Annotated in this window: 10 protein-coding genes; 3 read left to right on the top strand and 7 right to left on the bottom strand. The window is 70.3% G+C overall.

Annotation, left to right across the window (positions count from 1 at the left end):
* Positions 1–8 precede the first annotated feature (8 nt).
* Positions 9–2,663 carry a LodA/GoxA family CTQ-dependent oxidase gene (locus EJ105_RS02890; protein ID WP_250165226.1) on the bottom strand — a complete coding sequence of 885 codons (2,655 nt, stop codon included), beginning with the start codon at positions 2,661–2,663 and terminating at the stop codon, positions 9–11.
* Positions 2,664–2,739: 76 nt separating this feature from the next.
* Positions 2,740–3,345, bottom strand: coding sequence for a biliverdin-producing heme oxygenase (locus EJ105_RS02895; protein WP_250165227.1), 606 nt, complete (start codon positions 3,343–3,345; stop codon positions 2,740–2,742).
* A gap of 397 nt (positions 3,346–3,742) precedes the next feature.
* Between EJ105_RS02895 and EJ105_RS02900 the strand changes: the two genes are divergently transcribed.
* Both EJ105_RS02900 and EJ105_RS02905 read left to right on the top strand, forming a co-directional pair.
* Positions 3,743–4,336, top strand: coding sequence for a superoxide dismutase family protein (locus EJ105_RS02900; RefSeq protein WP_250165228.1), 594 nt, complete (start codon positions 3,743–3,745; stop codon positions 4,334–4,336).
* Between the two features lie 300 nt (positions 4,337–4,636).
* Positions 4,637–5,845, top strand: a complete 1,209-nt coding sequence (locus EJ105_RS02905; protein WP_250165229.1) for an ABC transporter substrate-binding protein — start codon at positions 4,637–4,639, stop codon at positions 5,843–5,845.
* A 25-nt stretch (positions 5,846–5,870) separates the two neighbouring features.
* Here EJ105_RS02905 and EJ105_RS02910 read toward each other — a convergent pair whose 3' ends face one another.
* The 5 genes from EJ105_RS02910 to EJ105_RS02930 all read right to left on the bottom strand — a co-directional run bounded on the left by EJ105_RS02910 (position 5,871) and on the right by EJ105_RS02930 (position 12,934).
* Entirely contained in the window at positions 5,871–6,815 is a 945-nt protein-coding gene (locus EJ105_RS02910; RefSeq protein WP_250165230.1) for a DMT family transporter, read from the bottom strand.
* A gap of 136 nt (positions 6,816–6,951) precedes the next feature.
* Positions 6,952–8,553, bottom strand: coding sequence for a PEP/pyruvate-binding domain-containing protein (locus EJ105_RS02915; protein WP_250165231.1), 1,602 nt, complete (start codon positions 8,551–8,553; stop codon positions 6,952–6,954).
* Positions 8,550–10,493 carry a hypothetical protein gene (locus EJ105_RS02920; RefSeq protein WP_250165232.1) on the bottom strand — a complete coding sequence of 648 codons (1,944 nt, stop codon included), beginning with the start codon at positions 10,491–10,493 and terminating at the stop codon, positions 8,550–8,552. Before EJ105_RS02920 ends, EJ105_RS02915 begins: the two co-directional genes overlap by 4 nt.
* A 139-nt stretch (positions 10,494–10,632) precedes the next feature.
* Positions 10,633–11,262 (bottom strand): glutathione S-transferase family protein, encoded by a 630-nt coding sequence (locus tag EJ105_RS02925; protein ID WP_250165548.1) that lies wholly within the window; start codon positions 11,260–11,262, stop codon positions 10,633–10,635.
* Between the two features lie 133 nt (positions 11,263–11,395).
* Positions 11,396–12,934, bottom strand: coding sequence for an MFS transporter (locus tag EJ105_RS02930; protein WP_250165233.1), 1,539 nt, complete (start codon positions 12,932–12,934; stop codon positions 11,396–11,398).
* A 138-nt stretch (positions 12,935–13,072) separates the two neighbouring features.
* Here EJ105_RS02930 and EJ105_RS02935 point away from each other — a divergent pair, with 138 nt between their 5' ends.
* Positions 13,073–13,984 (top strand): LysR family transcriptional regulator, encoded by a 912-nt coding sequence (locus EJ105_RS02935; RefSeq protein ID WP_250165234.1) that lies wholly within the window; start codon positions 13,073–13,075, stop codon positions 13,982–13,984.
* Positions 13,985–14,016 lie beyond the last annotated feature (32 nt).

Raw genomic sequence — 14,016 nt, forward strand, 5'->3', positions numbered from 1 at the left:
CAGGGGTGTCATCCGATGAAGACGAGGCCGCCCGGATTGGGCAGGCCGTCGGCAAAGTCGGAGACGATGCCCACCTCGCCCTTCAGCTCCACCTTCTTGATGAGCCGCCCCCGCGTCTGCGAGGTGAAGAGATCGCCCTTGAGATTGAACGCCAGCCCGAACGGCATGGTCAGCTCCGCCCCGCGCAGGATGAGCGGGATGGGTGCGCCGAGGGGGTCGAAGCGCTTCACGCCATTGTCCAGCTGGTCCGCCACATAGAGGCGGTAGGAGGTGTCGTAGGCCATCTGGCGGGGATTGCGGAAGCCGGTGAGCCAGTTGAGGTTGATGATCTCGCCGGTGGTCGCATTGATGCGCGCCACCGATGTGCCGCCCCAGCTCACCAGCAATGCGCCATCCGGCGCGATGATGATGCCGATGGGCGAGACGAGCCCCGCCTCCGGCGGCACCAGCACGCGGCTTTTCCCGTCCGGCGTGATGAGGGAGACGAAGCCCTTCTCCACCCAGTTGGCCACATAGAGATTGCCCTGCCGGTCGGCGGCGATGCCCATGGGCTGGGAGAAGCCCTCCGCGAACAGGGAGACCTCGCCCTTGGGCGTCACCCGCCGCACGTAGCCGGCATTCATGCAGGAGACGTAGAGGTTGCCGTCGAGGTTGCGCGTCATGCCCTCCGGCCGCTCCAGCGGGGCGGACAGGGCCATCACCGTCACACCGCCCTCGGCATCCACGAGGCGCAGGCTGTTGTCGTCGGAATTGGCCACGACGAGGGGAAAGGTCGCCGCCTGCGGATAAAGCGTGTTGGCGCCGTAGCTCACATCCGGCTCGCGGGCGAAGCCCACCAGCGTCTCCACCTTCATGCGCGCCGGGAAGGCGCCGTCGCGCGGGCCGGGACGGTCGGCGACGACACCGAGGCGGAACCAGTCCTGCGCCATGGCGGCGAGCACCGGCGGGCGGGTCGGCGCGCTGATGAAGCGCTCCCAGTCGCGGCGGCGGGCGAAGGCGACGCGCCTCTCATCGATGGCGCGGGCGGTGTCCATCACCACCTTGTAGTCCGCCTCCGACAACACCGTATTGGGCACCCGCGCCGGCCAGAAGGCGGGCAGCACGGGGGAGATGGAGGATTGGTAGCCCGAGCGGCAGCTCGCCCAATCCGCCTGCCACGGCAGGCCGAGCCACTGGGTGATGCCGCCGGGGCCGAGACGGGAGAGCGGACCGGATTTCGACAGTGCCTCCGGCGAGGTCATGTCCGGGCCGTAGTCGGTGAGGTCCACCGAGCGCGCGGTGGAGGCAAGGCGCATGTCCGCCGTCCAGATCCACGGCACGCGGGCGATCCACGGGAATTCCTGCCCCGGATGGAACGGCCCGCCCACGCACGCCTCCAGCGCCGCCCGGTCCAGCGCCGCCGGCTGGCCGCCGAGGGCGATCCCCTCCAGCCGTCCTGCGCGGGCCGGGCGTCCGGGGGTGAAGCGGCCGGCGGCCCAGTTGCGCAGATGAGCGTATTGCAGCGGCGTCAGCGTCATCCACTGGCGCGGCTCGATGACATCGGGCGGCAGCACCAGATGGTCGCCATAGAGCTGCGGCTCCAGATCCGGCCGCACGTCTGGCGCGGCGGGGTCGCGGAACAAAGCGAGGATCTCCGCGCGGAAAGCCGCATTGGCCGGCGATGCATCCGCGAGGCGGGCGCGGATGGCGGGGCGGGCGAAATCCTTCGCCGATCCGTAGCCGAACTTGGCGAGGAAGCCGGCGTTCACCCATTGCAGATCGGACAGGCGGGCGAAGATGGGCCAGACGTGCTCCTCGAACACGGTGGCGGGCGCCTTGCGCTTGCCGGCGGCGACCAAAGTCGCCTCTACCACGTCGTGCAGCGTCACGAGGCTGGTCGCGATGGCCGGCGCGTAATTGGGGCCGACGCTGATGAGCCACGCCGGATCGGCGCGGAATTCCCTGCCGCCCATGCGCACCACTGCGTCCACCGGGCCGTCGCCGGTGTCGTCGGCCCAGCCGTCATTGTCGGCATAGCCGCTCATGGGCGGGGCATCGGGGGCGGGATGGCAGCGGCCGGAGGCGGGCATCACCACGAGGCGGCCGTCGGCATCGGTCATCACCTCGCCGAGATTGACCGACTGGCCCTGAAAGGCGCCGCCATCGAGCCGCTGGGGCTTGGCCCCCGGCCCGGTCACGGTGCGCGGCCCGGGAACGATGGCGAGGCTGGCGCGGTCCGCCACCTTGGCGTTGCGGCGGCCGGCGGCGGGCGCGCCGGGCAGGTCGAAGGGAATGTCGATGCCGTACCAGAGCGCCTTGGTATTGGCGACGGTGAGCGTCCAGGACACCTCCGCCTCGCGCGCCGTCACCTCGCCCAGCACGCGGCCCTGCGCGTCATAGGCGAAGAGCCGGAAGCGCGCGGCCTGCTTGGCCATGGCGCCGGCCTCGTCCTTGAAGGGACCAACGGGCACGCCGCCGGGCACCTCGGGACCGAAATAAAAGGCATCCTTGCTGTTGCCGACCCGGGCCACGCCGATGGCGGGATGGATGGCGATGCGCGCCACCCGCTTCGGATCGATCCCGCCCGGTGCGGCCGACGCCTGCGTGGCGCCCGTCACTCCAGCCGAAAGCCCCGCCGAGAGCCCCGCAACGAATGCGCGACGCGACAGCACCCCGTCCCCCATGGCCCCCTCCCGCTTGCGAGCGGCGCGAGACTATGCGGGCCGGGGCGGCGGCGTCCAGAGCTTGGCGGTAGTCGGATCAGCCGAAAGCGGTGCCCACATAGAAGGCGACCCGCGTGAAGGCGGCTTCCGCCCCCTTGGCGGCGCGCGCCTCCTCCCCGGCCGAGAGCGGCACAGCATCCAGCGCAGCGACGAAGGTCTTCCAGTGGAGGCCCCGCCCCTCGGGCGCGGCGGCCAGATGCCGGGCGCCGAAGCGCTCGTCGAGGCCGAGGGCGGCGGCGGCCTTCAGCAGGAAGGCAGCGCCGAGGTTCGATCCCTCAGCCACATAGAGCCAGCCGAGCGCCTCCGGCAGAGGCGCATCCGGGCCGAGCGCGGGGGCAGCGCCCGGCGCGGGCACGGGAAGGCCGAGATCGGCGAGATCGGCGGCGATGTCGGCGAGCCGGCGGCGGCCGGGCAGATCGGGCAACAGCGCGCCGAGGGCCGGGCTGTCATAGAGCGCGGCGATGTCGCGATGAAACAGGTACTGCACCGTGAGGAAGCGGCCATAGCGCTCCCGGCTCTCGAACGGCCGCCCGGCCATGATGGCGCTGTCCAGCCGCTCATGGGCGGCATGGGTGAGGGCCTTCAGCGCCAAGGCACGGCTTTCGGCGCGGGCGGGGGAGCGGTCGAGTTCGGCGGTGGTCATGGCAGCCTCAATATTTGAACTATTCTCGATCAAAACAGATGATCTTGCGCGTCACAGGGGTTCCTAACCTGTCTAGGTGGATATGCCGCATCCTGCAAGACGCTGCGGAAGCCTCTCCATCAAAGCGGGAAAGTCATCGCTGCACATGCGGCGCCACGAAATCGGTAGATGCCGCATCATCACATCAAACGGCGGGCGGTGCCAGCTTTGCCATTCGGTGACACCAGCTTCCGAAACGGGAGCTTTGCTGGAAAAATTCCAATTACCATTCGGAACGTTCGCGGCGGGGTGGCGATAGAAGCAGAGGGGCCGGCTGCGGCCCGGTCGAGTTCGCCGCAGCGTTGATGTAGGCTCGTCGCGGAGGCCGGCGCGCCGTCCGGCCCGAGGAGGAACGTCCATGCGTCCGTTCACCAAGTCTGCCCACTCCGTTCGGGCAACGCGCTCCCTTCCCCTTCTCGCCGCGCTCCTCACCGGCCCGCTGCTCATCGCGCCGGCCCTGGCTCAAGCCCCGGCGGCTGCGCCCGCGGTCGTGCCCGCCGCGAAGGTGGTGAAGGCCGACATCATCAACAACGAAGGCAAGACCATCGGCTCCGCCACCGCCACCGGCACGGAGCGCGCCACCATCGTGCGCCTCGCGCTCTCCGCCGGCGCGCTGCCGCCCGGCTGGCACGGCATCCACTTCCATCAGGTCGCCAACTGCACCGACACCGCCAAGTTCCTGGATTCCAAGGGCCACGTGAACCATCACGACAAGGCCCACGGCCTGCTCAATCCCAACGGCCCGGACCAGGGCGACCTGCCCAACATCTATGCCAATGCCGACGGCTCGGTGAACGCCGAGGTGTCCAGCACCACCGGCCTCACCGACAAGGATGGCCTCGGCCAGCCGGGCGGCTTCGCGCTGGTGATCCACGCCAGCCCCGACGACTTCATCACCCAGCCCATCGGCGGCGCCGGCGCCCGCATCGCCTGCGCGGCGTTCAAGCCCTGAGGGCTCTGAATGAGGTTCGTCGGACGGATCGACTGAGACCGCCGTCATGCCCGGGCTTGTCCCGGGCATCCCACGCCGGGCCGATCGCAGAATGGCCGGAGGGGGTGCCCGGCCTCACCACGTGGATGGCCGGGACAAGCCCGGCCATGACGGCTCGTGAGAACCCCATCGGGCCCATATTAACATCATATGAATGTGCAACTAAAGAACACACCCCCATTTTTCGATAATTGATTGAACCCCTCGATTTTGTGGTGATACTCCGCGCCCGAATTGCCCCATCGCGCGGAGTCCCGTTTCATGCGCCTGTCCCTGCCTCTGGCCGCCCTCGCGGCGACCCTCCTCTCGCTCCCCGCCCTTGCGGCGGACCCCACGCCCCTGCGCATCGGCGTGCTGAACGACCAGTCCGGCATTTATGCCGACATGGCCGGCCCCGGCTCGGTCATTGCGGCGAAGATGGCGGTGGAGGATTTCGGCGGCAGCGTGCTGGGCCGGCCCATCGAGATCATCGCCGGCGACCACCAGAACAAGCCGGACGTGGGCTCCGCCATCGTCACCCGCTGGATCGACGAGGACGGGGTGGACGTGATCGCCGACATCCCCACCTCCTCCGTGCTGCTGGCGGTGCAGGAGATCGGCCGCACCAAGAACAGACTGGTGCTGGCCTCAACCGGCGGCTCGTCCGACTTCACCGGCAAGGCCTGCGCGCCCACCGGCATCCACTGGACCTACGACACCTATGCGCTGGCCGCCGGCACCGGGGCCTCGCTGGCCAAGGACGGGCCGTGGTTCTTCGTCACCGCCGACTATGCCTTCGGCACGGCGCTGGAGCGCGACACGGCGAAGGCGGTGGAAAAGGGCGGCGGCAAGGTGGTGGGCAGCGTGAAGCACCCGCAGGGCACGTCGGACTTCTCCTCCTTCCTGCTGCAGGGGCAGGGCTCGGGCGCCAAACTGATCGCCTTCGCCAATGCCGGCAGCGACACGGTGAACGCCATCAAGCAGGCCAACGAGTTCGGCATTCCCCAGTCGGGCATCAAGCTAGCCGGGCTCTACCTGCACATCACCGACATCCACGCCATCGGCCTTCAGACGGCGCAGGGGCTCATCCTCACCCAGGGCTTCTACTGGGACCTGAACGACGAGACCCGCGCCTGGTCCAGGCGCTTCTACGAGAAGCACAAGGCCATGCCGACCATGGGCCAGGCCGGCACCTATTCGGCCATCCTGCATTACCTGAAGGCGGTGAAGGCCGCCGGCACCACCGACACCGCCACCGTGGCGGCGCAGATGAAGGCGACGCCGGTGGATGACTTCTTCTCCCACGGCGGGCGCATCCGCGAGGACGGCCGCATGGTGCACGACCTCTATCTCTTGCAGGTGAAGACGCCGGCCGAGCAGAAGTATCCGTGGGACTATCTCAAGCTCATCCGCACCATTCCCGGCGACGAGGCGTTCCGCCCGCTGGTCGAAGGCGGCTGCCCGCTGGTGCGCCAGCAGGCGGCGAAGTAGACCGCGCGACGCGCTTCCCCGCCGCCTATCCGCGCCGGGGGAGCGGCCCCCCGCTCGCGAGATACACCCCGATGGTGGCGGCAAAGATGCCCAGCCAGTCCGTGCCGGACGGGTACTCGCCGAGGATGGGGATGGCCATGAGCGCGGCCATCACCGGCACGCAGGCGCCGAAGGCCGCGCCCGCGGAGGCGCCCAAGAGCGCGACGGAGCGGGCGAACAGGAACAGCGAGATCACGGTGGCGAAGACGCCCTGATAGACCGCCTGGAAGACGACATCGCGCAGCGGCGCATCGAACGCCGTGAAGCCGTGCAGCATGCCGTAGAGGGGCAGATAGAGCAGCGCCGAGCCCACCGAGACCACCGCCACCGCATGGAGCGCGCCGAGCCCGCTCTTGCGCAGCGCCACCGCATAGCAGGCCCACATGAAGGCGCCGGCCATGCACAGGAGGTGGCCGATGCCCGAGCCCAGCCCGGTGGCCACCGCCCCCACCCCGGCGATCAGCGCCACGCTCGCCAGAATCAGCGCATAGCCCACCTTCCGCTGCACGCTGAACCGCTCGCGCAGGGCCACGGCCGAGATCAGCGCCACGAACAGGGGCATGACGCCGGGAATGAGCACCCCCGCCTCCCCCGCCGGCGTGGTGCGCAGGCCGAAGCCCGCCACCACCGCATAGGGCGCGCCGGCCCCCGCGATCATCACCAGAAGCTGCCAAGGCTTCGCCTTGTCGAGTCCCAGCCCGTGCCGCAGCAGCACCGGCAGCAGCACGAGGCCGGCGGTGGCGTAGCGCAGCATGGTCACGTCGTAGACGCCGAGGGACGAGGTGACGCCGAGCCGGGTGATGGACATCCACCCCGCCCAGATGGTGACGCTCGCCAGCCCGAACAGCGCCCCCGCCACATAGCGCGCTGTGGGGATGGTTGCGACCGCCTGCGGGCCCGTCGTCTGTGAAGAAGCCGTGTGCGTACTCATGCTCGCCGCGTGCCTGCCTGACCGGATTCGGGCCCAAGCTACCCCGCGCGATCCATTCAGCCTAATGAGAGTTTGAGCTGCAACCCATGAGGTCCCCTGATGAATGGAGGCCCGCTGATGGATCGGCGCCGAGGCCTCACGCCGGGGACGGCGCAGCCACGCGCCAGCCGTTCACCGCCGCAAGCTCCGCCTCCGGCTCTTCCGACACCACCGCGCGCCGGCCCATGAAGACGCTGCCGGCCTCGCCGTCGAGGGAGAGCCAGTCCCCCTCCGCCAGCGTCTCGGCCCCGAGCCGGGCGCGGCGGGCGGCGGGATCGATGACCAACGCGGCGCAGCCGACCACGCAGGCCCGGCCGAGCTGGCGCGCCACCACGGCGGCATGGGCGGTGCGCCCGCCGACGCTGGTGAGGATGCCGGCGGCGAGCGCCAGCGCGGCGATGTCGTCGGTGGCCACATCCGGGCGCAGCAGGATCACGGGGTCGCCCGCCCCGGCAAGGCGGCGGGCGCCCTCTTCGTCGAACGCCACCCGGCCGCTCACCGTGCCGGGCGAGGCGGCGACGCCGTGCGCCATCGGCTCCGCAGCGCCGGAAAAACGGGTGGCGGCGACGGCGGAGAGGTCCACGCCCTCCAGCAGCGCCAGCCCCTCGGCCGGGGTAATGGCGCCTTCCGCCACCATGTCCACCGCGATCTTCAGCGCGGCGCGCGGCGTGCGCTTGGCGGCGCGGGTCTGGAGGAAATAGAGGCGGCCTTCCTCGAAGGTGAATTCCACGTCCTGCACATCGCGATAATGCCGCTCCAGCGCCGCGACGCCCTCGGCCAGCGCCGACGCGACATCCGGGAGCACCGCGCCGAGGCGGTCGAGCCCCACCGGCTGGCGGCGGCCGGAGACCACATCCTCCCCCTGCGCATCGAACAGCAGGTCGGCATAGAGGCCGGGCGCCCCGCTCGCCGGATTGCGCGAGAAGGCGACGCCCGAGCCGGAGCGCACGCCGGCATTGCCAAACACCATGGCCTGCACCGTCACCGCCGTGCCGACCAGATGCTCCAGATGGTTCAGCCGGCGATATTCGACGGCTTTCGGGGCGGCCCAGGAGCGGAACACCGCCTCCACCGCCTCGGCGAGCTGGTCGCGGGGATCTTCGGGCACGATCGCGCCGTAGCTGTCGCGGGCAAGGTCCAGATAGCGCGCGGCGAGGCGCTCCAGCGCCTCCGGGTCCAGCCCCTGCTCGCTACCGGCCTGCTCGGCGGCGATGAGGTCGCGCTGCACCTGCTCGAACGGCGCGCGGGGCAGGCCGGCCACCACCTCGCACCAGCCCTCAATGAAGCGGCGATGGCAGTCGAAGGCGAGGCGCGGGTTGCCGTGAAGGCGCATGAGGCCGCGCGCGGTCTCCGCGGTCATGCCCACGTCCAGCACCGTCTCCAGCATCCCCGGCATGGACTTTTCCGCGCCGGAGCGCACCGAGACGAGGAGCGGGCGGCGGCGGTCGCCGAAGCGCCGGCCGGTGGCCGCCTCAACGAAGCTCAGGCCCTCCTCCAGCAGGCGCCGCACCTCGCCCGCACGCCGTTCACCGCAGAGCGCGGTGGAGAGCACGAAGGCGGGCGGCACATCGAGCCCCAGCGCATTCATGCGCCAGAGCTGGGCGGCCTTGGAGCCGAAGTCGTGCGGGGTGAGGGGCGCTTTGGTGCCGCCGGGGCCAATGAAGGCGATGGGGTGCGCGTGCGGGGTTTCGTGCTTCACGGGGCCATCTCCTCCAGCACCGAGGCGCGCAGCGCGAGGGCGGCGCGGGCCAGTTCGTCGGTGGCGCCCTCGATGGCGCGGGCGAGTTCCAGGGTCGCGACCAGCGCCCCGGCATCGGCGGGATCGCTTCCTCCCGGCGTCAGGGCCGCTTCCTGCACCCGGCGATGGGCGGCGTCCGCCCGGCGCTCGCCCTCGGTCACGGCGTCGATGGCTTCCAGCGTGTCGGTCACGTCCTCCCGCCGGCCGGCCGAGCCTTCGCTGGCGGCGGCCACTGCCCGCACGAGGTCGGAGCAGCAGACCACCGCGCCGGCGGCGAGATCGCGCAAGGGCGGCACGGCGTCCCCGGGCTTCAGCCGCGCGGCGCTGGCGAGGAAGGCGGCCTCCTCGAACGCATCCACCGCCTGCTCGGCGGCATCCGCCACGGGCAGGAAGCGCCCACCCTGCCCGAAGGGGCCGCTCGCCCGCTCGCGGGCGCCGATGATCTGCCGGTCGGCTTTCTCCTCCAGGCGCTTGGCGTGGCGGCGGAGCGCATCGCGGGCCACATCGGAGAGGCCCGAGGGCGCATCGAGCACGCCGGCCACCTCGCCGGCGAGCATGCGGGCGATGCCGAGCTGGCGCAGCACCACGGCCAGCATCTCCTCCTCCACCGAGCCGAAGCTGCGCGCGAGTTCGGCGCGCACCTCGTCGCGGATGAGCCGGGCGGAACGGCCGGCGGCCAGCCCCTCGCTGGCGAGGCGCAGCACCTCGGCGAGGAAGCGCGCCGCGCCCTCGCGCCCCAGCACCCGGTCGAGCCGCGCGCCATAGGGCACCCGCCCCTCGGCGCTGCGGCGCACGGCGTCGAACACCAGTTCCGGCCCGCCCATCTCCAGAAAGCCGCGATGGCCGATGGCCCCGCGCGCGGCGGTGCGCAGCAGGGCGATGGCGGTCGCCTTGTCCACGAAGGTCTGGAGCGCCTTGCGCGCCTTGTTCCAGTCGATGAGGAAGACGATGTTGCGGCCCACCGCCGCCAGAAAGCCGTCCAGCGCCTCCGCGTCGGTCGCGGCGAAGCGGCCGGTGACGAGGTGGAAGGCCGCCCCGCCCGCGATGCCCGCCGCCGTGCGCTCGGCCAGCGGCGTCCACTCGGCCCCCGCATCCGAGAACAAAGAGATGAAGAATTTCGCGCGGGAGCGGTGCACGTCCGTGTAGGTGACGGTGGCCGTGAGCCCTTCCACGGCGATGATGATGACATGGGCATCGGTGGTGCCGATGTCGTTCTGGATCACGAGGCGCGCGCCGCTGCGGCTCGCCGTGGTGTCGAGGCCGGGATGGCCGAAGATCAGCCCCCGCGTCTCGCCGAGCCCCGCCATGAAGGCGGCGATGCGCGGCTTGTCCCCTTCCGCGATGCCGAGGGTGCGCGCGCCCGCCACCGTCTCGACGGAGAGGGAAGCGGAGAGGCGGTTCAGCGCCTTGTGCAGGTCCATGACGAGGAGATGCGCGCTGTCCGCCCGGCCGCGTCGGGCGCTGGTGAGGCGCACCAGATCAGCCTCGGAGAGGATGTCGTCCGTGCCCCCGCCGAACGCCGTGCGCAGGGCGGCGAGACGCGCGGCGAAGGTTTCCGCGCCCGCCTCGCCCGCCGCCGCCAGCGGATCGGCCATGGCGGCGATGTCGTCGAGGATCGCCTGCGTCAGCCGGCCGGCGCCGCTGACCTGATAGCCGCCGCCGTCGAGCAGCCGGGCGCTGGCGATGGCCGCGTCGAGCCCGTCGCCGGTGAGGCCGGCGGCGCGGGCCTCGGCGTCCAGCGGGCGAAGAGGCGTGGCGGGCGCACGGGCACGGGCGGCGGCGTCCTGCAGGGCGGTCATGCGCAGCTTGGCGCGATCATTGGCGGCGAGCGCGCGCTCCAGCCGGGCGGGGAGCAGCAACCCGCCCTCGCCGAGCGCCTCGACGATCAGGGTCTTCTCCATGCCTCCGCCTCCCTCGCAACGCACAGCCCGCCCGTGCGCCGGCCACGAGGGCCAGCGCCGGGTGTCGAAAGGCTGTGTGGGACTTTCGGCGGGGGTCAGATACGACGGTTGTCTGACAGTGGGACGACGATGGCCCGGCTCAGGTCCGGTAGCCCTCCTCGGCCAGCACCTGCCGCACCACGGGGCGGGCGCGCAGGCGCTGGTAATGGGCCTTCACCTTGGGCGGCAGGGGGATGCCGATACGGTCGGCCCAGAACTCGTTGTAGAACAGCGCCGCATCGGCGATGGAGAAGCGATCCCCCACGGCGAAGCCCTCGGCCGGCAGGCGGCGCTCCACCACATCGAACCCCTGTGTCACGATCTCCCGGCCGTGGGATGTCACGTCGTCTTTCAGACGTCCTGTGTCTTCCGGCGCGACATAGCGCTCGGCCACGAACACGCGGGTGAAGCCCTCGCCGTGCAGCTGGCCGATGGCGAAATTCATCAGCTCTTCGGCCTGAGCGGCCAGCGCCGGGTCCTCCGGCAAAAGCTTGCCGCGCGGATAGGTGCGGGCGAGCCAGAGGGCGATGGACCTGAAGTCGCACAAGGGTTCGCCGCCATCCGGCACCAGCGTCGGGATGGTGCCACGCGGGTTGATCTTGAGATAGTCGGGACGCAAATGGTCGCCGGCGGGGATGTTGATGATCCACGCCTCGAACGGCAGTTCCAGCGTCTCGAGCAGGATGTGGATGCCCGTGGAGCAGGACCCGGGCGTCATGTAGAATTTCATGGCCATGGCGGAGGCCAAGCAAGAAGCGTGACAGGGCGGGAGCGTCGTTTTCGCCCGTTTTGTTTTGCTGCCCCCTTTCGAGGCCGTCATCGCCCGCGGTGGGAGGGGCGCGCCGGAGCGCAGATCCCGCCCCCTACTTCTCCACGAAAGCCTCCTCGCCCGCTTCGCCCGTCTCCGGCGCCGGCTGGCGGAGCAGCGCGAGAATGACGAGCGCAGAAACCGCCGTGACAGCGATGAGCACGAGGCTCAGATGCTGAAAGGCGACGGCATAGCTCTCGCGGAGCTGCGACGCCGTCAGACCCGGCAGAAGCTCGGATGCGCCGCGAACATCGCCCATCGCCAGCCGCTGCGCGGCCGCGCCTGCGCTCCCATCGCCCGCCGAGACCAAGGCGGCCAGCCGGGCTTTGACGAGACCCGCCAGAATGGCGTTGACGATGGCCAATGCGATGCCCTCTCCCGCCACCCGTGTGGTGCTGAAGATGCCGGTCGCCATGCCGGCGCGCTCCCGGGGGACCACGCTGACGGAAAGCCCATCCATAAGCCCCCAGGGGAAGCCGGTTCCAATGCCGATGAGCAGCATGGGGAGCATTACGGCCATGCCCTTGGCGGCGGGATCGATGCGGCCGAGCCAGAACAGTCCGAGCGCGGCCAGCAGCAGACCCGCGCCGGACAGGACGCCCGCCGACACCCATCGCACGAGATAGGAGGCCACCAGCGGCACGATCAGCATCGGTACGGACAGGGCGATGAGCAGCACGCCCGCATCGAACGCGGAATGTCCGCCAACGCCGATGAAGCGCAGGGGCAGCAGAACCAGAAGGACCACGTAGCAATAGCAGGTGGCGATGGGCAGAACCTGCACGCCGACAAAGCGGGGATATCGAAAAAGGGAGAGATCCAGCATCGGCCGCGCCGCTCTCGTCTCCACACGAATGAACGCGGCGAGCATGACCGCCGCCCCGAGCAGCGCTGCGAGGACGATCGGGTGGCCCCAGCCCATCTCCGGCGCTTCGATGACGCCATAGGTGAACAGCGTCAGTGTTGCCGTGAAGGTCACTGCCCCCGGCCAGTCGAGGCCAAGGGCGTCGGGGTCCCGGCTTTCCCGCATCGTCCGGGCCGTCAGAAGCACGGAGAGCGCGCCGATCAGCGTCCCCGAGAGGAAGATGGCCCGCCAGCCGGACATCCCGATGAGAAAGCCCGCCAGAAGCGGTCCGAAGGCCAGCCCGACACCGAATGTCGTACCGAGAAAGCTGAACGCCCGCGTCCGCGCGTGCCCCTCGAACTCCTGCGCCAGCGCCGCCGTTCCGCCGGCGAGCGCGGCGGCTGCGGCAAAGCCCTGTCCGCCGCGAAGCAGGTCGAGGATGAGGATGGACGGCGCCAGGCTCAAACCGAGGGAGAGCACCGCGAAGGCGATGATGCCGGTCATGAACAGGCGCCGGCGGCCGAACTGGTCGGCGAGGGCGCCCGCCGCCATGAGGGAGCTGCCGAACGTCAGCATGAAGGCGTTGGTGATCCAGTTGAGCGCCGTCGGGCTCCCGCCGAGGTCGCCGCCGATGGCCGGGGTGGCCACCGCCCCGCCGGAAAAGCTGAGGGGCAGAACGAGCGCAGCAAGGCAGACCGCCATCAGGATCGATGTCTTGCCCGTGGCGGGGGCAGCGAACGTGGCGGACATGCGGGGCTTTCCGTCTCTGCTTGGACGCGGGCGATGCGGACGCATCAAGCCGCCGGGCCGGAACTATCGCGGAGTGAAAGCGCGATAAATGACTCTGATGTCCATTGATTACGGAGAAAAATTCCCCAATATGCCGGCATGGAAAGTTTGAGCGGCATCGCGGCGTTCGTGCAGGCGGCGGAGCATCAGAGCTTCGTGGCGGCGGCCCGTGCGCTCGGCATATCCGCTTCCGCCGTCGGCAAGAGCATCGCCAAGCTGGAAGACAGCGTTGGCGCGCGGCTGTTCCATCGCACCACACGGCGCATTTCGCTCACCGAGGAAGGCGCGGCCTTCCACGAGCGCTGCCGGCGCATTCTGGACGATCTGCGCGACGCCGAGGCGATGCTGTCGGCTGCGACGCGCGCGCCCCGCGGTCGGCTCCGTGTCGGCGTGCCGACCATCGGCTACCGCTTCCTCCTGCCGGTCATCCCGGAATTCCGGCGGCGCTATCCCGACATCGAGCTGGACATCGACTTCAATGATCGCCTCGTCGATGTGGTCGAGGAGGGACTGGATGCGGTGATCCGCAGCGGTCCGCTGACCGATTCCAGCCTGATGTCGCGCCGGCTCGGCCCGTTCCGCTTCGTGCTGTGCGCCTCTCCCGCCTATCTCAAGCGGACCGGCATCCCGCACGCTCCCCCGGATCTGGAACGGCACGATTGCCTTCGCTTCCGCTTCCCGACCTCGGGCAAGCTGCAGACATGGCCCCTCAGGGACGCGGATGGGGTCGATCCCTTCCGTCGTCCGTCGCCCCTGACCTGCAACAACATGGAGGCCCTGCGCGGGGCGGCGATTGCGGGTCTGGGGATCGCCTACATGCCGGAATTTCTGGCGCGGGATGCGGTGGCGGACGGCCTGCTGCACACCGTTCTCGGCGAGCATCTCGCCGATCCTGGGCAATTCAGCATTCTGTGGCCGTCCAACCGTCTGGTGTCGCCGCGCTTGCGCGTCTTCATCGATTACATGGCGGAGCGCCTGTTCAGGGACGTGGAACCGCAGACGCCGCGATAGGCCCTCGCGCGCTTCGGCTCATCCCCCCGGGG

The sequence above is a fragment of the Xanthobacter aminoxidans genome, assembly GCF_023571765.1.
Lineage (GTDB): Bacteria > Pseudomonadota > Alphaproteobacteria > Rhizobiales > Xanthobacteraceae > Xanthobacter > Xanthobacter aminoxidans.